This window comes from Hydrogenophaga sp. (assembly GCF_014773545.1).
Classification (GTDB): domain Bacteria; phylum Pseudomonadota; class Gammaproteobacteria; order Burkholderiales; family Burkholderiaceae_C; genus Hydrogenophaga.
Window position 1 is genome coordinate 24,278 of sequence record NZ_SDDV01000006.1, and the last position, 16,533, is coordinate 40,810.

Genomic DNA, 16,533 nt, shown 5'->3' on the forward strand with positions numbered 1-16,533 from the left:
CGAGACAACCCATGACCGACTCGACCTTCATTCGGCGCGTGATTTTGCGCAGTTACAAGAGCATCGCGCGCTGTGATATCACGCTGCGCCCATTGACCTATTTGGTGGGCCAGAACGGCGCCGGGAAAAGCAATTTCCTGGATGCACTGCACTTTGTGCGCGATGCGCTCACGGGCACTTTGGACAATGCCCTGAGCGAGCGTGGTGGTTTAGACGAAGTGCGGCGGCGCTCCAGTGGCCACCCTAATCATGTGAGCATCCAGCTCGATTTGCGGTTGAACGATGGCCGTACTGCGCTGTACGCCTTCAAGATCGGGGCCCTTCCCAATGGTTCGTATGAGGTGCAGTCAGAGCAATGCGCCATCGGCGGGTTGGGGCAAGGCCCCTACTACAAGATTGAGCGTGGCAACTTGGTGCAGTCGAGTGAGGCAACCTTCCCCGCCGTGACCCCTGATCGACTGGCGCTGGTGGCAGCCTCCGGTTTGACCGTGTTCAGACCCATCTACGACGCCTTAACCGCTATGGGTTTTTACAACCTGAATCCAAAAGTCATGCGCGAGTTGCAAAAGCCGCAAGACGGGCGCCTTCTCAAACCCGTCGGCGAAAACATTGCCAGCGTGGTGCATCATTTGAAACGCAGCGCACCGCAACAGTTGGACCTGATCAATGAGTATCTGCGCACGGTCGTGCCCATGATCCAGAGCATGGAGCGCAAGGCGGTTGGCCCGATGGAAACCTTGGAGTTTCGGCAAGCAGTTGCAGGGGCCAAGCATCCGTGGCGTTTTCTCGCTCAAAACATGTCAGACGGAACTCTCAGGGCATTGGGCGTGTTGACTGCACTTCTGCAAGGCAATGCCGATTACTCGCCGTCCCTGATTGCTATCGAAGAACCTGAAACGGCTTTGCACCCGGCCGCCAGCGGCGCCCTGCGGGAAGTTCTGAATCAGGTGGCCAAAAAAAATCAGGTGTTGGTCACGAGTCACAGTCCTGACCTGCTGGACGATATGGACATTGATGCCGACTCGATCGTTGCCGTCATCTCGGAAGAAGGGGCCACAAAGCTGGCTCCCTTGGACCAAGCATCCAGAGACATGCTCAGACAACACCTGTTTTCTGTCGGAGAGTTGCTGCGCATGAATCAGTTGGCGCCCGACCGCGCGGCTCTCGATGCCCAGCTCAAGCCACAACCTGATTTTTTTTTTGAGGGGGAATGATGGCGGTCATTGCATCCATCGTGGAAGGGGACGGTGAGGTGGCTGCATTGCCCGTTTTGCTGCGCAGGCTGGGTGCTGAGTGTCAACCGCAGGTGAATGTGATGGCGTTGCCTCCAATTCGCGTCAGGCGAGACCGATTTTTGAACAAGGAAGAAGAGTTCAAGCGACAGTTGCTGTTGGCCGCAGCGAAATGCGGCGATGGCGGTTGGATCTTGCTGGTGCTGGACGCTGACGATGACTGTCCGGCGACTCTGAGCAAGAATATTTTGCATAGGGCGCAGCAGTACATCCCGCACCGCAAGTTTTCCGTGGTTTTGGCGAACCGGGAGTTCGAGGCTTGGTTTGTTGCTTCTGCTGCGTCGTTGAACGGTGTGCGTGGTTTTGTATTTCGTGCGGAGCTGCCCACAGATGTCGAACGGCCGCGTGACGCCAAGGGCTGGTTGCAGCGGCAAATGACAGGCGCCTACAGTGAAAAGCTGGATCAACCCGCTTTTTCAGCGCGGTTCGACATGCAGCAAGCGTGGCACCGAAGTCGCTCGTTCAGGAAGTTGTGTAAAGAGTGGCACACCCAAATGGGCGGCCTGTTCCCAGACTGAGACCATGCAATTCCGCCTCTCCGACACCTTCACCGACAGCCTCTCCCGCCTGAGCGCCGACGAACAGAAGGCGATCAAGATCACAGCGTTTGACCTGCAGCAGAACCCGGCCAGCCCGGGGCTGAAGTTCCACCGCATCGACAAGTCCAAGGACAAGCATTTCTGGTCGGTGCGGGTGGGCAGCGCGATCTGCGCTTGATCGTCCACAAGACCGAGAGCAGTTTCCTGCTCTGCTACGCGGACCATCACGACAAGGCCTATCAGTGGGCCAAGCGGCGGCGGTTGGAGACGCACCCCAGCATGGGCGCGGCGCAATGGGTGACCGCTTGCTGGCGCCGCACACCAGCGCCCACTTGCGTGCAATGCTCAGATCCATTTCAGGGCGCTTTGGCTGGGCGCCATCGGAAGACTCGGCGGCCTGCCGCTCAGACGCGCCCAGCGCCTGAGCGCTTGAGCGGACGATACGGGATAATGCGGCCTGTGAAGCGCGCCAGACCGTCGCTGGCACGAGACCCGAAAGGGTGTGCTGGAGGAACGTCCGGACTGCACAGGACAGCGTAGGAGGTAACACCTCTCCACCGATCAGCCTGCCAAGGCCCTAAGGTGAGGATTAGAGCAACAGAGACGAGCCGCTTGAGTGCGGGTGAAACGGGCAATCTCTACGCGCAGCAATACCAAATAGGCCAACGCAGCGGCAACGCTGCCCTGTGGTTCCGCAGGGATCGTTGGCGGGTAGGTAGCACCGAGCCGTCTGGGCAACCAGCGGCCCAGAGGAATGGCGGTCACGTCGGGGGCGACCTCGGCGCACAGAATCCGGCGTAACGGCGCGCTTCACTTTTTTCTGCAGCCGAAGGGCTGCTTGGCCCTGAGCGGCCATCGTTGTCGAACTGCACAAGACGCGGCTGCTCCCGCTGGATGACCTGAGATAAAGCAACATCCGTTCTGTAAATTTCGTTTTTGGTTCTGAGCTTGTTGCGCTGTGAACGGCTGTCGGTTTGCGCGTAAATCTGGTGTCGGCAAGCAGTCGGACGCGGTCACCCGCAACGGTCAGTTGACTGCCTTGAACTTCCTTTGAATCGAAGGGGTGCCCGTTCTGCAGGGCACAGAGGTGTCCCGGGCGTGCCTGCTTTGGCCGGGGCAAGGGATAGACCCTTGGCAGGCAATGTATTCACATGGCTGTCATGCGCATGCGGGATAACAACGGAATCCGCATGAGATTCAGGAGTCCACGGCATGCCCCCAGTCCAGCCTACATCCCGCCGCCGGTTCGTCATTCGCGTGGCATCCGCCAGCGCTGCATTGGGCGTCATCCCCTTGCTCACCGCATGTGGTGGTGGAGATGATGCACCTCCGGAATTTGCCTATGGGGTGGCAAGCGGAGACCCTTTGGCTGACCGTGTGATCCTGTGGACTCACGCTCAATGGCCCGGTTTCAACGACGCCGTGCCCTTGACCTGGCAGGTGGCCACCGATGCCGCGTTCACCACCGTGGTGGCCAGCGGCACGGCGCAGGCCACGGCGGCCACTGGGCATGCCGTCAAGGTCGATGCGCTGAACCTGAGCGCTGGCAATGACTACTTTTTCCGCTTCCGCTACGGCTTGCATGCCTCACCAGTGGGTCGCACGCGCACTTTGCCCGCCCCAGGAGCTGCCAGTTTGAATCTGGCTGTAATGAGTTGCTCCAACTTTCCCGCTGGCTTTTTCAATGCCTATGCGGAAATTGCCCGGAGCCAGGCACAGTTTGCGCTGCACTTGGGTGACTACATCTACGAGTACGCTGCCGATGGCTATGCCAGCGCTGATGCCAGACGCTTGGATCGCGTGTCCCAACCCGCACATGAGTGCCTGACGTTGAGCGACTATCGCCAACGCTACGCACAATACCGATCGGATCCGGACAGCAAGGTTTTTCACGCCAGCATGCCGATCATTGCCGTGTGGGACGACCACGAACTTGCAAACAACACCTACGTGAACGGCGCCGAAAACCACACCGAAGGCGCTGAGGGCACGTTTGTCGCCCGCCGCGCAGCTGCACTGCAGGCCTGGCACGAGTGGATGCCGGTGCGAACACCCGATCACACCGATTTGCGCATGATCTACCGCAGTTTCAACTTTGGCGGACTGGTGGCGCTGCACATGTTGGAGACACGTTTGATCGGACGCGACAGACAAGTCGGGTTTGCCGAGCTGCTCAACCCTGCTACGGCAGCCGCGGCGCAGGCCGCGATGGCGTCCCCAACCCGCAGCATGCTGGGTAGCAGGCAGTTGCAATGGCTGCAAGCTCAAATGGCCCAGTCCAGCGCAGCGTGGCAAGTGCTGGGCCAGCCGGTGCTGATGGCGCGCATGAGCTTTCCGGTCAGCGTGTTGCGGCACCTCAATCCAGCCGACATCTCGCCCGCAGCCGTGGCTGCCGGGCAACAAGCCGTGACCAACTATCTGAGCGCCAAAGCCACCGCAGCCCAGAACCCGGCTTTGCTGAGCGCAGAGCAAAGGGCACTTCTTGACCCCAGTCAGAACCCCCGATTGGGCTACAACCTGGATGCTTGGGATGGCTACCCCGTGGAGCGCGAAGTTCTGCTGTCCAGCGCCGCTCAACTGAGAAAGAGGCTGGTGGTGCTGGCCGGTGACACGCACAACGCTTGGGCCAGCCAGCTCACGCTGAGGGACGGCACAGTGGTGGGCTACGAGTTCGCCGCACCCAGCATCAGCTCTCCGGGACTCGAAGAGGCCCTGCCCACTCTGCTACCCGCACAAACGCAACAGACTTTCCGAGGCATCGTCGACGACTTGCGATACGCTGATACGTCGCGCAGGGGTTTTTTGCTTGTGCGCTTCACGCCTGCCTCGGCCCAAGGCACCTGGCATTTCGTGAGCACGGTGAAGTCGCGCACCTACACGGTTCAGACCAGTGCACCCTTGAGTTACGCAGTCTGATTTTGGGTGTCGCAAAGAGCTGCCTGTGCTCCGTGAAGTGGTACGGGCTGCGCCTGTTGCCAGTGAGCCGCCGGAGCTGCGCGAATGGCTGCTGGCGATTCAGCCACTCGATCAGCAGCCGCAGCAAGGTGATGAAGATCAAGAGCGGCAAGCATCAGCTTGCCCTGCTACTTCACTGGGCTGGATCAAGGGTTTTGCGCGGGTACGGAGAAACGGCAAAATCGTCCCATGCCCAATCCCCAGGCCAGCGCCCGCAAACCGCTTTCCGCGCCGCAAAAGGCGTTGCACAAGCTCGGCCTGGAGCGCGACATCGACCTGGCGCTGCATCTGCCGCTGCGCTTTGAGGACCAGACCCGCTTGCACCGCCTGGCCGACGTGCGCGAGGGTCAGACGGTGCAGTTGGAAGCTGTGGTTACGCACAGCGAAATCAGGTTGCAGCCGCGCCGTCAACTGCTGGTGACGCTGGACGACGGCAGCGGTTCTTGCACGCTGCGATTTTTCAGCTTCTACCCCTCGCACCAGAGGGCACTGGCGGTCGGTGCGCGCGTGCGCGTGCGCGGCGAAATCCGCGGCGGCTTTTTGGGTCGCAGCATCATGCACCCGGCTTTCGAGGCCGCCGGTGGCGCACTGCCGAGCGCGTTGACCCCGGTCTACCCCAGTAGCGCGCAACTGCCGCAGGCCTATTTGCGCAAGGCGGTGGCTGCTGCCCTGGCGCGCTCCGACCTATCGGAGACCTTGCCGCCACCCGTGCTGGAGCGCTTGCAGCGGCTGCAGCACGGGCGCTGTAGCTTGCGCGAGGCCTTGCAGCAGTTGCACCAGCCGGCGCCCGATGCGGCCGGCGCCGCATACGAAGACCGCGGTTCGCCGGCCTGGCAGCGCCTGAAGGCCGAGGAATTGCTGGCGCAGCAACTCTCGCAACTGTGCGCCAAGCGCGAACGCGACGCCCGGCGCGCGCCGCTGTTGTGCGCCGTGCCGGATGGCTTGCAGCAGCAGTTGCTGGGTGCGCTGCCGTTTGCGCTGACCGCCGCGCAGCGCCGCGTCGGGCAAGAGATTGCGCGCGATCTGGCCCGCCCGTTGCCGATGCACCGCCTGCTGCAAGGTGATGTGGGCGCAGGCAAGACGGTGGTGGCCGCGCTGGCGGCCGCGCAGGCCATCGATGCTGGCTGGCAGTGCGCGCTGATGGCGCCAACCGAAATTCTGGCCGAGCAGCATTTTGCCAAGCTGGTGGGCTGGCTCGAACCGCTGCTGGCGCCGCGCGGCCAGTGCGTGGCCTGGCTGACCGGCAGCCAGAAAAAAAAGCAGCGCAACGACATGCTGGCGCTGATTGCCAGCGGCGCGGCGGCGCTGGTGGTGGGTACGCACGCGGTGATTCAGCAGCAGGTGCGGTTTGCGCGCCTGGGGTTGGCCGTGATCGACGAGCAACACCGCTTTGGCGTGGCGCAGCGGCTGGCGCTGCGCAACAAAACAGCCGCCGCTGCGCCGGCACAGCAGGCACAGCAGGCACAGGAGCCGCATGTGCTGATGATGAGCGCAACCCCGATCCCGCGCACGCTGGCCATGAGTTATTACGCCGACTTGGATGTTTCCACCCTCGACGAGTTGCCGCCCGGGCGCACGCCGGTGCTGACCAAGCTGCTGGCCGCGCCGCGCCGCGCCGCGCTGATCGAGCGCGTGCGCGCCCAGCTCGCGCAGGGCCAGCAGGTCTACTGGGTGTGTCCGTTGATCGAGGAAAGCGAGGCGCTAGACCTGAGCAACGCCAGCAGCACGCACGCCGAGCTCAGCGCTGCGTTGCCCGGTGTCACGGTGGGCTTGTTGCACTCGCGCCTGGCACCGACGGAGAAAAAAGCCGTGATGGCACAGTTTGTTGCGGGTCAGATGGGCCTGCTGGTGTCGACCACGGTGATCGAAGTCGGCGTCGACGTGCCGAATGCCACGCTAATGGTGATCGAGCACGCCGAGCGCTTTGGCCTGTCACAACTGCACCAGTTGCGCGGGCGCGTCGGGCGCGGCGCCGCGGCTTCGGTTTGCGTGCTGCTGTACGGCGCGCCCGAGGGTGAACGCCTGAGTGAGCTGGCGCGCGCGCGCCTCAAGGCCATGGTCGAGACCGGCGACGGCTTCGAGATTGCCCGGCGCGACCTGGAACTGCGCGGCCCGGGCGAATTTCTGGGCGCACGCCAGTCGGGTGCGCCGCTGCTGCGTTTTGCCGACCTCGCCAGCGACGCCCACCTGCTCGACTGGGCGCGTTGGGCCGCCACTGAGCTGCTGGAGAAAGACCCTGCAGCGGCGCAAAAACACCTGCAGCGTTGGTTGGGCAGCAAGTCTGACTACCTCAAGGCCTGAGAGGCGGTGCGTATGGCAGCGCTGGGGGCAAAATAGCGCCATGACGCTGACCGAACTCAAATACATCGTCGCCGTGGCGCGCGAAAAGCACTTTGGCAAGGCGGCCGAGGCCTGCTTTGTCTCGCAGCCCACGCTGTCGGTGGCGATCAAGAAGCTCGAAGAAGAGCTGGAGCTGAAGATTTTTGAGCGCAACGCCAGCGAGATCGGCGTCACTGCGCTGGGCGCCGAGATCGTGCGCCAGGCGCAAACCGTGCTGGAGCAGGCGGCCGGCATCAAGGAAATCGCCAAGCGGGGCAAAGACCCGCTGGCCGGGCCGCTGCGCCTGGGGGTGATCTACACCATAGGACCATATTTGCTGCCCGACCTGGTGCGACAGGTGATCGAGCGCACGCCGCAGATGCCGCTGCTGTTGCAAGAGAATTTCACCGTCAGGCTGCTCGAGCAACTGCGCCTGGGCGAGATTGATTGCGCCATTCTGGCCGAACCCTTTCTCGATACCAACCTGGCGCTTGCGCCGCTCTACGACGAGCCCTTTTTGGCCGCGCTGCCGGCGGCCCACCCGCTGGCGCAGCAAGCCAGCGTCAGCATCGCAGCGCTCAAGCGTGAAGCCATGCTGCTGCTGGGCACCGGCCACTGCTTTCGCGACCACGTGCTCGAAGTCTGCCCCGAGTTTGCGCGCTTTTCCAGCGACACCGAGGGCATTCGCAAGAGCTTTGAGGGGTCGTCGCTGGAGACTATCAAACACATGGTGGCCGCCGGCATGGGTGTGACGCTGTTACCGCGCCTGTCGGTGCCCAGCTCGGCGCTGAGCGCAGCGGGTAGCGTCGAGCGTGATTTTGGTGATTCGATTTATTTGCGCTACCTGCCACTCGAAGGTGATACGCCCACGCGCCGGGTGGTGCTGGCCTGGCGGCGCAGCTTTACCCGCTACGCGGCGATTGCAGCCTTGCGCAACGCCATTTATGCCTGCCAGTTGCCGGGCGTCAAGCGCTTGTCCTAAGCGCTTGTTACACATCGTGGCCGGCCCATGGCGCGGCCAGCCGCTGCCACCAAGGAGCTATACGCCATGTTCATGAGTCCGTCTACCGAGCGGCGCAACGCGGTCGATCCCCTGGCTGGGCGCCTGCGCTCGCCCGGCCATGGAATGCTGTGCGTGCCGGTGCTTGGCAACGGGGGCGTGTTGGCATGAGCACCCCTGCGCCCGAGCACCCAAGGCCAGCGCAGCGCGTGCTGACACGGCAGGCCTTGCGCCGTCGGCTCGCTTTGTACCTCGACCTCATTCGCTGGAACCGGCCGGCCGGCTGGTTGCTGCTGCTGTGGCCGTCTTTGTCGGCGCTGTGGGTCGCTGCCGGCGGTTTTCCGGGCTGGCATTTGCTGGCGGTATTCGTGCTCGGCACTATTTTGATGCGCAGCGCCGGTTGCTGCGTCAACGACGTGGCCGACCGCCACTTCGACCGCCACGTCAAGCGCACCGCGCAGCGTCCGCTCACCAGCGGGCGCATCAGCGTGCCAGAGGCACTGGCGCTCGCTGCGCTGCTGGCGCTGGCGGCGTTTGCGCTGGTGCTCAGCACCAACCTGGCCGTGCTGGTCTGGTCCGTGCTGGGAATGGTGCTGACGCTGGCCTACCCTTATGCCAAGCGGCACGTTTGCATGCCGCAGGCGGTGCTGGGCCTGGCGTTCAGTTTCGGCATTGTGCTGGCCTTTGCGGCGGTGCGCGCTGGCCCGGCAGTCGATTCGTTCAGCGCGGCCGCAACCTGGGTCGAACCCGGCTTTTGGGGCGCTGTCTGGCACAGTGTGCCGCCGCTGGCCTGGCTGTTGCTGGCGGGCAACTTGTTTTGGGTGCTGGCCTACGACACCGAATACGCCATGGTGGACCGAGACGACGACTTGCGCATCGGCATCAAGACCTCGGCCATTACCCTGGGCGCGGCCGACGTGCCTGCGATACTGGCGTTTTATCTCATCTTTTTGGTCATCTGGACCGTCGCGCTGGGCCCGCTGCTCAACCCCTGGGTCTGGGGGGCGACGCTGCTGCTGGCGCTGGCGCAGGTGGCCTGGCACTTCAGCCTGATTCGCCAGCGCAGGCGCGAGGCTTGCTTCAAGGCCTTTGTGCTTAACCACTGGCTGGGGTTGACCGTCTTTGCCGGCGTGGTGCTGGGTTTGTGAGCGCTGCTCCCAGGCGCCGAATTCGCGCCCGGGTTCGGCGGCGCGTGGTTGTTTGACCACCAGGGCCGGGTGCGTGCGCTGGCGCGCGCGGGGTTGCGGCAAACCTGTTCTGAGCCTGTCCGAGGGCTCAGAGCACGGCGAGCAGCTTGACGCGGATTCCAGGCAGAATCTTCTTGCCAATGGCGTGTGAGTCCATGGCTTGGGTCCAGCTTGGGTAGAGCGCGCGCAACTCGCTGTGGCTGCGGCAGGCATTGATCGACTCGATCTGCGCGCTGTGGCCGTAGTGGTCGAACACGTAGTCGAGCGCATTCGCCATCAGGCTGCGCGCCATCTCCAGCTCCTGTGCGCTGCGGCTGTCCGGTGCGGGCAGGCCGGCGAGATCGTCCTTTTCTGGCGTTTTGGGTTTGGCCGCAGCCGACGCGGCCGCTGGCGCAGCGCTATCCAGAACGTCGATGCAGCCGCGCGCGAGCAGCTCGCTCAGGAGCGGCGCAACATTGTGGTCGGACACGAAGGCGCTCAAATCATGGCCGCTGCGCTTGCCGTCTACAAGCACCAGCACGCGCCGCGCCAGCGGCAACAGCCCCAGCGAGCGAGATTGAATTTCCTGCTGGCCCAAGGCGGTTTTGGCATAGATGGCTGCCAGCAGGTGGGAAGGTGCGTCTGCCATGGGTCTGGTCCCGGGCTGGTTGCTGCAAAAAATTTAAACAATCCAGCGCAGTGCCTTGCGTCTCGGGCAAGGCCTCACCGCTACACTCTTCTCAAGCATAACGTGTACAAACAACTCTAGGGTTTTCACTTAGACACAGCAGGAGATGCGCCATGGGTTTGTTCGATGCCGTGCTCGGCAACGCGTCCAAGATCGACGCGAAAGCCGTTGAAAGCGAATTCAGCCGCCTACTGGCGCCGGGTGAGGCGGTCGAGCACGCTTACCAACTGCTGCGCGACTCTTTTGTTTTCACCAACCGACGCCTGGTGCTGGTGGACAAACAGGGCTTGAGCGGAAAAAAGGTCGAGTACCACTCGATTCCGTACAAGAGCATCACCCACTTCAGCATCGAAACCGCTGGCACCTTCGATCTGGACGCCGAGCTGAAAATCTGGATCGCTGGCGTTGCTGCGCCGCTATGCAAGCAGTTCAACAAACGCCTGAACATCTACGAGGTGCAGGCAGTGCTGGCCAGCTACGTGCTGCGCTGAGCGACTCGCCCGCTGCTGTGGCCTGCATGCAACGCAGCGGCAGACATTTATTTGCTGCTGGGTGTTGACGGCGAATCAATGCCGGGCCATAATTGGCGGCTTCGCTGTGAAAACAGTGAGGCTATCTGCCCAGCGGCGTTGGCTGGGCTGCTTTTTTTGCTTCATGCAAGACGCAGCCTGACCCACAACGACGGGCCCAAGACTGATCACTTCCGGCCGCGGTGGCTGGGCGGATTCAAGTTGGGACTTAAATCAAATGATTCAAACGCAATCTCGACTCGACGTTGCCGACAACACGGGCGCCAAGTCCGTCATGTGCATCAAGGTGCTGGGTGGCTCCAAGCGTCGCTACGCCAGCGTGGGTGATGTCATCAAGGTCAGCATCAAGGAAGCAGCGCCACGCGGGCGCGTCAAAAAAGGCGAGATATACAGCGCCGTGGTGGTGCGTACCGCCAAGGGCATTCGCCGTCAGGACGGTGCTTTGATCAAGTTCGACGGCAACGCAGCGGTGTTGCTCAACGCCAAGCTAGAGCCTATCGGCACCCGCATCTTCGGCCCGGTCACGCGCGAGCTGCGCACCGAGAAGTTCATGAAGATCGTCTCGCTGGCCCCCGAAGTTCTCTGAGGAAGCAGCATGAACAAGATTCGTAGTGGCGACGAAGTGATCGTGATCGCCGGTCGTGACAAGGGCAAGCGCGGCAAGGTGTTGCAGCGCAGCGACGACAGCCATTTGCTGGTCGAGGGTGTCAACACGGTCAAGAAGCACGCCAAGCCCAATCCCATGAAGGGTGTGACCGGTGGCATCGTAATCAAAAGCATGCCGATCGACCAGTCCAATGTAGCGATTTTCAATCGCTCCAGCGGCAAGGCTGACCGTGTCGGCATCAAGCTGTTGGCGGACGGCAAGAAAATGCGCGTCTTCAAGTCCAGCGGCGAAGAAATCAAAGGGGCATGAATATGTCACGTCTGCAAGCCATTTACCGCGACCAGGTGGCTCCCGCCTTGGTCGAGAAGTTCGGTTACAAGTCCGTCATGCAAGTGCCGCGCATCAGCAAAATCACGCTCAACATGGGTGTGAGCGAGGCGGTGGCTGATAAAAAAGTGATGGACAGCGCGGTGGCCGACCTGAGCAAGATCGCCGGACAAAAGCCGGTGGTGACCAAGGCCAAGAAAGCCATCGCGGGCTTCAAAATCCGTGAGATGCAGCCAATTGGTTGCATGGTCACGCTGCGCGGTGCGCGCATGTATGAATTCCTGGACCGCTTCGTCACCGTGGCATTGCCCCGGGTGCGCGACTTTCGCGGTATTTCAGGCAAGGCGTTTGACGGCCGTGGCAACTACAACATCGGCGTCAAAGAGCAGATCATTTTCCCTGAGATCGAGTACGACAAGGTCGATGCCTTGCGCGGCCTCAACATCAGCATTACGACGACCGCGAAGACCGACGCCGAATGCAAGGCCTTGCTGGTTGGTTTCCGTTTCCCGTTCAAGAACTGAGGTGGCACGTGGCTAAACAAGCACTCCTGCAACGTGAACTCAAGCGCGCCAAACTCGTCGCCCAGTTCGCCAAGAAACACGCCGAGCTCAGGGCTATTGCTAATAGCGCCAAGCAAAGCGACGAGGCGCGCGACGCCGCCCGTCTGGCGCTGCAAAAATTGCCGCGCAACGCCAACCCGACGCGCCAGCGCAACCGCTGCGAGGTCACCGGCCGCCCACGCGGTACTTTTGCCCAGTTCGGGCTGGCGCGTGCCAAGGTGCGCGAAATGGCTTTTGCCGGTGAAATACCCGGCATCACCAAGGCCAGTTGGTAAGCCCCAGGAGAACCACAAATGAGCATGAGTGATCCTATCGCCGACATGTTGACCCGCATTCGCAACGCACAAATGGTCGAAAAAGCCAGCGTTTCCATGCCGGCCTCCAAAGTCAAATCCGCGATTGCCCAGGTGTTGAAAGACGAGGGCTATATCGATGGCTTTCAAGTCAAAAGTGCCGACGGCAAAAGCGAGCTGCAAATCGCGCTCAAGTACTACGCCGGACGCCCGGTGATCGAGCGCATCGAGCGCGTCAGCCGCCCTGGTCTGCGCGTCTACCGCGGCCGCAACGCCATTCCGCAGGTGCAAAACGGCCTGGGTGTGGCCATTGTCACCACGCCCCAGGGCGTGATGACGGACCGCAAGGCACGCGCGGCCGGTGTCGGCGGCGAAGTCCTGTGTTTTGTGGCCTGATGCGGGCATTGAGGAGCAAAGAATGTCACGTATTGGAAAACTGCCGGTCAGCGTCCCTGTTGGGGTCGAGGTGGCTGTGAACGCAGAACAAGTCAGCGTCAAGGGGGCCCTGGGTTCTCTGGTGCTGGCGCAGAACGCACAGGTCAAGATCGAAAACAAGGCTGGCGTGCTCAGTTTTGTACCGCTCGACGCGTCGCGCCAAGCCAGCGCCATGACAGGCACCATGCGCCAACTGGTCAACAACATGGTCAAAGGCGTGAGCAAGGGTTTTGATAAAAAGCTCACGCTGATCGGCGTGGGTTACAAGGCTCAGGCCCAAGGCGACAAACTCAACCTCACGGTGGGCTATTCGCATCCGGTGGTGCTGGACATGCCGGCTGGCATCAAGGTGGAGACGCCAACTCCGACCGAGATTCTGATCAAGGGCGCCGATCGCCAGCGCGTCGGTCAGATCGCTTCCGAAGTGCGTGCCGTGCGTCCGCCCGAGCCCTATAAGGGCAAGGGTATCCGCTACGCGGATGAAAAGGTCGCGATCAAGGAAACCAAGAAGAAATAAGGATCACGATCATGACGACGAAAAAAGAGCAACGTCTGCGCCGCGCCCGCCAGACCCGGATCCGGATTGCCCAGCAAACCGCGCTGCGTCTGTGCGTCAACCGCACCAATCTGCACATTTACGCCCACGTCATCTCGGGCGACGGTACAAAGGTACTGGCTTCAGCCTCGACGGCCGAAGCCGAGGTGCGCGCCCTGATTGGCGGCGCCGGCAAAGGGGGCAACGTCACTGCTGCGGCCCTGATTGGCAAGCGCATTGCGGAAAAAGCCAAGGCAGCCGGAATTGAAAAGGTGGCTTTTGATCGCTCCGGCTTTGCCTACCACGGTCGGGTCAAGGCCCTGGCAGACGCGGCGCGCGAAGCCGGCCTGCAGTTCTGATCTAGCGGAAGATAAAAAATGGCTAAATTCACGGCAAACGTAAAGAACGAAGCGAGCGACGACGGCTTGCGCGAGAAGATGATTGCGATCAACCGAGTGACCAAGGTGGTCAAGGGTGGACGCATTCTCGGCTTTGCCGCGCTGACCGTGGTCGGTGACGGTGACGGCCGCGTCGGCATGGGCAAGGGCAAGGCCAAGGAAGTGCCGGTGGCGGTGCAAAAGGCGATGGAGAAAGCCCGCCGCAATATGATCAAGGTTTCGCTCAAAAGCGGTTCGCTGCACCACAGCGTGCAAGGCGAGCACGGCGCTGCCAACGTCATGATGCTGCCAGCCGCCAAGGGTACCGGCATCATTGCAGGTGGCCCGATGCGCGCGGTGTTCGAGGTGCTGGGCATCACCGACGTGGTCGCCAAGAGCCACGGCTCGAGCAACCCTTACAACCTGGTGCGTGCCACGCTCGACGCCTTGCAGCATTCGACGACCCCGGCCAGTGTGGCAGCCAAGCGCGGCAAATCGGTCGAAGAGATTTTTGCCTGAGGGATAGCAGCATGACAACTACCACCACCGTCAAGGTTCAATTGGTGCGCAGCCCGATTGGCTGCAAGCAGACGCACCGCGACACCGTGCGCGGCCTCGGTCTGCGCAAGCTCAACAGTATCAGCGAGCTGCAGGACACGCCTGCAGTGCGCGGCATGATCGACAAGATCAGCTATCTGGTCAAAGTACTCTGATTGGCGGCAAGCGACATGGAACTCAACTCTATCAAGCCTTCTGAAGGCTCCAAGCACGCACGCCGGCGCGTCGGTCGTGGCATCGGCTCCGGTCTGGGCAAGACCGCAGGCCGGGGTCACAAAGGTCAAAAATCGCGCTCGGGCGGCTACCACAAGGTCGGCTTCGAAGGCGGTCAAATGCCGCTGCAGCGCCGCTTGCCCAAGCGCGGCTTCAAGTCCATTCAGTTGCAATACAACGCCGAGCTCACGCTGGCCCAATTGGCTGCATTGGATCTGCCCGAAGTTGACCTGCTTGGACTCAAACAAGCCGGTCTGGTGAGTCAATTGACCAAGCGGGTCAAGGTCATCAAGACGGGTGAGATCACGCGCGCCGTGACGCTGCGCGGTATTTCTGTGAGCGCAGCGGCCAAGCAGGCGATCGAAGCCGCTGGCGGCGCGCTGGTCTGAATCCATCAAGCAAAGGCGCGCCGTGGTAACTGCATCCGCGACCCTGGCCAAGACGGGCAAGTACGGCGACCTGCGTCGCCGGCTGGTGTTCCTGTTGCTGGCGCTGGTTGTCTATCGCATCGGAACCCATATTCCGGTACCCGGCATCGACCCGGATCAGCTGCAGCAGTTGTTTCAGGGTCAGCAGGGCGGCATCCTGAACCTGTTCAACATGTTCTCGGGTGGCGCGCTGTCGCGCTTTGCCGTGTTCGCTCTGGGGATCATGCCCTACATTTCCGCTTCCATCATCGTGCAGCTCATGACTTACGTGGTTCCCACGTTTGAGCAACTGAAGAAGGAAGGCGAGGCCGGGCGCCGCAAGATCACCCAGTACACCCGCTACGGCACGCTGGGGCTGGCGATTTTCCAGGCGATCGGCATTTCGCTGGCACTGGAAGGCACGGCCGGTCTGGTGATAGAGCCGGGCATGGGTTTCAGGATCACGGCGGTGGTCAGCCTGGTGGCTGGCACCATGTTCCTGATGTGGCTGGGCGAGCAGATCACCGAGCGCGGAATCGGCAACGGCATATCGATCCTGATTTTTGCCGGCATCGTCGCCGGTCTGCCCAGCGCCATCGGTGGCCTGATGGAGCTGGTGCGCACCGGCGCCATGAACATTCTGGCATCGCTGTTCATTATCGCGCTGGTGGTTCTGGTCACCTATTTCGTGGTCTTCGTCGAGCGCGGTCAGCGCAAGATTTTGGTCAACTACGCACGCCGTCAAGTGGGCAACAAGGTATACGGCGGTCAATCGTCGCATTTGCCTCTGAAGCTCAACATGGCGGGCGTGATTCCGCCGATCTTCGCCTCCAGCATCATTTTGCTGCCGACGACCTTGGTGAGTTGGGTCAGCACCGGCGATGCAACGCTGTGGTTGCGTAACCTCGCTGGTGCCTTGTCGCCCGGGCAGCCGATCTACATTGCCCTGTACGCCGCCGCCATCATATTTTTCTGCTTCTTCTACACCGCGCTCGTGTTCAACAGCCGCGAGACGGCGGACAACCTGAAGAAAAGCGGCGCCTTTATCCCGGGCATTCGACCGGGCGATCAGACCGCGCGCTACATCGACCGCATCTTGCTGCGCCTGACCTTCTCCGGTGCGATCTACATCACGGCAGTCTGCTTGTTGCCCGAATTTCTGATCTTGTACTACAACGTGCCGTTCTATTTTGGAGGCACATCGCTGCTGATCATTGTGGTCGTGACGATGGACTTCATGTCGCAGGTGCAAAATTACATGATGTCGCAACAGTACGATTCGCTGCTGAAAAAGGCGAACTTTAAGGCCCCCGTTGGCAATTGAGTTCTGTCATGGCCAGGGACGACGTGAGCGCGATGCGCGCCGAGGTGATTGAAGACCTCTGCCGCATGCAGCTTGGCGGGCCCGGCTGGACAACGCAGACACGTGGTGCTGAATCATATTTGCGGTCGAATGCGCAAGCCCTGCATTCTTTTTCGACCGGGCGATACAGTCATGGCAGAGCCAATACCGTGTGAACTGACGCGGGCGTGGTCTGTGTTTCGTTCCGGGTGAGCGCGCAGATCGGGATAGTTTTTGGATATTTCTAGGAGTGGAATATGAGAGTCTCGGCTTCGGTCAAGAAAATGTGCCGCAATTGCAAAGTCATCAAGCGGCATGGAATCGTGCGGATCATTTGCACCGATCCGCGTCATAAGCAACGGCAAGGCTGAGTGAAGTTCACAGGAT

Annotated in this window: 21 protein-coding genes, 1 other RNA gene and 2 pseudogenes; 23 read left to right on the forward strand and 1 reads right to left on the reverse strand. The window is 61.6% G+C overall.

The window, feature by feature from the left end; all coding sequences use genetic code 11:
- The first annotated feature begins 11 nt into the window (after positions 1 to 11).
- The 9 genes and pseudogenes from EST26_RS05935 (at position 12) to EST26_RS05975 (ending at position 9,253) form a co-directional block, all read left to right on the forward strand.
- Positions 12 to 1,214: an AAA family ATPase gene (locus tag EST26_RS05935; RefSeq protein ID WP_291066130.1), complete on the forward strand. Its 1,203-nt coding sequence runs from the start codon at positions 12 to 14 to the stop codon at positions 1,212 to 1,214.
- A complete protein-coding gene (locus EST26_RS05940) occupies positions 1,214 to 1,810 on the forward strand; it encodes a DUF4276 family protein (protein ID WP_291066132.1) in 597 nt (198 codons plus the stop codon). Before EST26_RS05935 ends, EST26_RS05940 begins: the two co-directional genes overlap by 1 nt.
- A gap of 4 nt (positions 1,811 to 1,814) precedes the next feature.
- A pseudogene (locus tag EST26_RS10455) lies at positions 1,815 to 2,125 on the forward strand (DNA helicase); the annotation flags it as partial.
- Between the two features lie 167 nt (positions 2,126 to 2,292).
- Positions 2,293 to 2,647: RNase P RNA component class A (gene rnpB, locus EST26_RS05950), an RNA gene on the forward strand.
- Positions 2,648 to 3,043: 396 nt separating this feature from the next.
- A complete protein-coding gene (locus tag EST26_RS05955) occupies positions 3,044 to 4,747 on the forward strand; it encodes an alkaline phosphatase D family protein (RefSeq protein WP_291066136.1) in 1,704 nt (567 codons plus the stop codon).
- 228 nt (positions 4,748 to 4,975) lie between these two features.
- Entirely contained in the window at positions 4,976 to 7,087 is a 2,112-nt protein-coding gene (recG, locus tag EST26_RS05960) for an ATP-dependent DNA helicase RecG (protein ID WP_291066138.1), read from the forward strand.
- 40 nt (positions 7,088 to 7,127) lie between these two features.
- Positions 7,128 to 8,087 carry a hydrogen peroxide-inducible genes activator gene (locus EST26_RS05965; protein ID WP_291066140.1) on the forward strand — a complete coding sequence of 320 codons (960 nt, stop codon included), beginning with the start codon at positions 7,128 to 7,130 and terminating at the stop codon, positions 8,085 to 8,087.
- A 27-nt stretch (positions 8,088 to 8,114) separates the two neighbouring features.
- Positions 8,115 to 8,276 (forward strand): hypothetical protein, encoded by a 162-nt coding sequence (locus EST26_RS05970; RefSeq protein WP_291066142.1) that lies wholly within the window; start codon positions 8,115 to 8,117, stop codon positions 8,274 to 8,276.
- Positions 8,273 to 9,253, forward strand: coding sequence for a 4-hydroxybenzoate octaprenyltransferase (locus EST26_RS05975; RefSeq protein ID WP_291066144.1), 981 nt, complete (start codon positions 8,273 to 8,275; stop codon positions 9,251 to 9,253). Before EST26_RS05970 ends, EST26_RS05975 begins: the two co-directional genes overlap by 4 nt.
- 127 nt (positions 9,254 to 9,380) lie before the next feature.
- Here the strand turns inward: EST26_RS05975 and EST26_RS05980 are convergent, their stop codons facing one another.
- The gene (locus tag EST26_RS05980) at positions 9,381 to 9,920 is read right to left on the reverse strand and encodes a hypothetical protein (protein ID WP_291066145.1); all 540 of its coding nucleotides are present in this window, start codon (positions 9,918 to 9,920) and stop codon (positions 9,381 to 9,383) included.
- Between the two features lie 152 nt (positions 9,921 to 10,072).
- Between EST26_RS05980 and EST26_RS05985 the strand changes: the two genes are divergently transcribed.
- The 14 genes and pseudogenes from EST26_RS05985 (at position 10,073) to rpmJ (ending at position 16,517) form a co-directional block, all read left to right on the forward strand.
- Positions 10,073 to 10,450, forward strand: coding sequence for a PH domain-containing protein (locus EST26_RS05985; RefSeq protein WP_291066147.1), 378 nt, complete (start codon positions 10,073 to 10,075; stop codon positions 10,448 to 10,450).
- A gap of 256 nt (positions 10,451 to 10,706) precedes the next feature.
- Complete coding sequence (rplN, locus tag EST26_RS05990; protein WP_291066150.1) at positions 10,707 to 11,075, forward strand: 50S ribosomal protein L14; 369 nt, start codon at positions 10,707 to 10,709, stop codon at positions 11,073 to 11,075.
- Positions 11,076 to 11,084: 9 nt separating this feature from the next.
- A complete protein-coding gene (gene rplX, locus EST26_RS05995) occupies positions 11,085 to 11,405 on the forward strand; it encodes a 50S ribosomal protein L24 (protein ID WP_291066152.1) in 321 nt (106 codons plus the stop codon).
- 2 nt (positions 11,406 to 11,407) lie between these two features.
- Positions 11,408 to 11,947 (forward strand): 50S ribosomal protein L5, encoded by a 540-nt coding sequence (gene rplE / locus EST26_RS06000; protein WP_291066395.1) that lies wholly within the window; start codon positions 11,408 to 11,410, stop codon positions 11,945 to 11,947.
- An 8-nt stretch (positions 11,948 to 11,955) separates the two neighbouring features.
- Positions 11,956 to 12,261 carry a 30S ribosomal protein S14 gene (gene rpsN / locus EST26_RS06005; protein ID WP_291066154.1) on the forward strand — a complete coding sequence of 102 codons (306 nt, stop codon included), beginning with the start codon at positions 11,956 to 11,958 and terminating at the stop codon, positions 12,259 to 12,261.
- A gap of 18 nt (positions 12,262 to 12,279) precedes the next feature.
- Entirely contained in the window at positions 12,280 to 12,675 is a 396-nt protein-coding gene (gene rpsH / locus EST26_RS06010) for a 30S ribosomal protein S8 (RefSeq protein ID WP_291066156.1), read from the forward strand.
- Positions 12,676 to 12,697: 22 nt separating this feature from the next.
- Complete coding sequence (rplF, locus tag EST26_RS06015; protein WP_291066158.1) at positions 12,698 to 13,231, forward strand: 50S ribosomal protein L6; 534 nt, start codon at positions 12,698 to 12,700, stop codon at positions 13,229 to 13,231.
- A gap of 11 nt (positions 13,232 to 13,242) precedes the next feature.
- A complete protein-coding gene (gene rplR, locus EST26_RS06020) occupies positions 13,243 to 13,608 on the forward strand; it encodes a 50S ribosomal protein L18 (RefSeq protein ID WP_291066160.1) in 366 nt (121 codons plus the stop codon).
- Positions 13,609 to 13,626: 18 nt separating this feature from the next.
- Positions 13,627 to 14,145: a 30S ribosomal protein S5 gene (gene rpsE, locus EST26_RS06025; protein WP_291066162.1), complete on the forward strand. Its 519-nt coding sequence runs from the start codon at positions 13,627 to 13,629 to the stop codon at positions 14,143 to 14,145.
- Between the two features lie 11 nt (positions 14,146 to 14,156).
- Positions 14,157 to 14,339 (forward strand): 50S ribosomal protein L30, encoded by a 183-nt coding sequence (gene rpmD, locus EST26_RS06030; protein ID WP_291066164.1) that lies wholly within the window; start codon positions 14,157 to 14,159, stop codon positions 14,337 to 14,339.
- A gap of 15 nt (positions 14,340 to 14,354) precedes the next feature.
- The gene (gene rplO, locus EST26_RS06035; protein WP_291066166.1) at positions 14,355 to 14,786 is read left to right on the forward strand and encodes a 50S ribosomal protein L15; all 432 of its coding nucleotides are present in this window, start codon (positions 14,355 to 14,357) and stop codon (positions 14,784 to 14,786) included.
- 22 nt (positions 14,787 to 14,808) lie between these two features.
- Complete coding sequence (gene secY, locus EST26_RS06040; RefSeq protein WP_291066169.1) at positions 14,809 to 16,128, forward strand: preprotein translocase subunit SecY; 1,320 nt, start codon at positions 14,809 to 14,811, stop codon at positions 16,126 to 16,128.
- 8 nt (positions 16,129 to 16,136) lie between these two features.
- A pseudogene (infA, locus tag EST26_RS06045) lies at positions 16,137 to 16,359 on the forward strand (translation initiation factor IF-1).
- Between the two features lie 44 nt (positions 16,360 to 16,403).
- Entirely contained in the window at positions 16,404 to 16,517 is a 114-nt protein-coding gene (rpmJ, locus tag EST26_RS06050) for a 50S ribosomal protein L36 (RefSeq protein ID WP_291066171.1), read from the forward strand.
- Positions 16,518 to 16,533: the final 16 nt, after the last annotated feature.

Excerpts from the sequence above, each read along its gene's own strand:
- EST26_RS05935 (WP_291066130.1), top strand. The coding sequence starts at position 12 with ATGACCGACTCGACCTTCATTCGGCGCGTGATTTTGCGCAGTTACAAG.
- EST26_RS05940 (WP_291066132.1), top strand. The coding sequence starts at position 1,214 with ATGGCGGTCATTGCATCCATCGTGGAAGGGGACGGTGAGGTGGCTGCA.
- EST26_RS05955 (WP_291066136.1), top strand. The coding sequence starts at position 3,044 with ATGCCCCCAGTCCAGCCTACATCCCGCCGCCGGTTCGTCATTCGCGTG.
- recG (WP_291066138.1), top strand. The coding sequence starts at position 4,976 with ATGCCCAATCCCCAGGCCAGCGCCCGCAAACCGCTTTCCGCGCCGCAA.
- EST26_RS05965 (WP_291066140.1), top strand. The coding sequence starts at position 7,128 with ATGACGCTGACCGAACTCAAATACATCGTCGCCGTGGCGCGCGAAAAG.
- EST26_RS05970 (WP_291066142.1), top strand. The coding sequence starts at position 8,115 with ATGGCGCGGCCAGCCGCTGCCACCAAGGAGCTATACGCCATGTTCATG.
- EST26_RS05975 (WP_291066144.1), top strand. The coding sequence starts at position 8,273 with ATGAGCACCCCTGCGCCCGAGCACCCAAGGCCAGCGCAGCGCGTGCTG.
- EST26_RS05980 (WP_291066145.1), bottom strand. The coding sequence starts at position 9,920 with ATGGCAGACGCACCTTCCCACCTGCTGGCAGCCATCTATGCCAAAACC.
- EST26_RS05985 (WP_291066147.1), top strand. The coding sequence starts at position 10,073 with ATGGGTTTGTTCGATGCCGTGCTCGGCAACGCGTCCAAGATCGACGCG.
- rplN (WP_291066150.1), top strand. The coding sequence starts at position 10,707 with ATGATTCAAACGCAATCTCGACTCGACGTTGCCGACAACACGGGCGCC.
- rplX (WP_291066152.1), top strand. The coding sequence starts at position 11,085 with ATGAACAAGATTCGTAGTGGCGACGAAGTGATCGTGATCGCCGGTCGT.
- rplE (WP_291066395.1), top strand. The coding sequence starts at position 11,408 with ATGTCACGTCTGCAAGCCATTTACCGCGACCAGGTGGCTCCCGCCTTG.
- rpsH (WP_291066156.1), top strand. The coding sequence starts at position 12,280 with ATGAGCATGAGTGATCCTATCGCCGACATGTTGACCCGCATTCGCAAC.
- rplF (WP_291066158.1), top strand. The coding sequence starts at position 12,698 with ATGTCACGTATTGGAAAACTGCCGGTCAGCGTCCCTGTTGGGGTCGAG.
- rplR (WP_291066160.1), top strand. The coding sequence starts at position 13,243 with ATGACGACGAAAAAAGAGCAACGTCTGCGCCGCGCCCGCCAGACCCGG.
- rpsE (WP_291066162.1), top strand. The coding sequence starts at position 13,627 with ATGGCTAAATTCACGGCAAACGTAAAGAACGAAGCGAGCGACGACGGC.
- rpmD (WP_291066164.1), top strand. The coding sequence starts at position 14,157 with ATGACAACTACCACCACCGTCAAGGTTCAATTGGTGCGCAGCCCGATT.
- rplO (WP_291066166.1), top strand. The coding sequence starts at position 14,355 with ATGGAACTCAACTCTATCAAGCCTTCTGAAGGCTCCAAGCACGCACGC.
- rpmJ (WP_291066171.1), top strand. The coding sequence starts at position 16,404 with ATGAGAGTCTCGGCTTCGGTCAAGAAAATGTGCCGCAATTGCAAAGTC.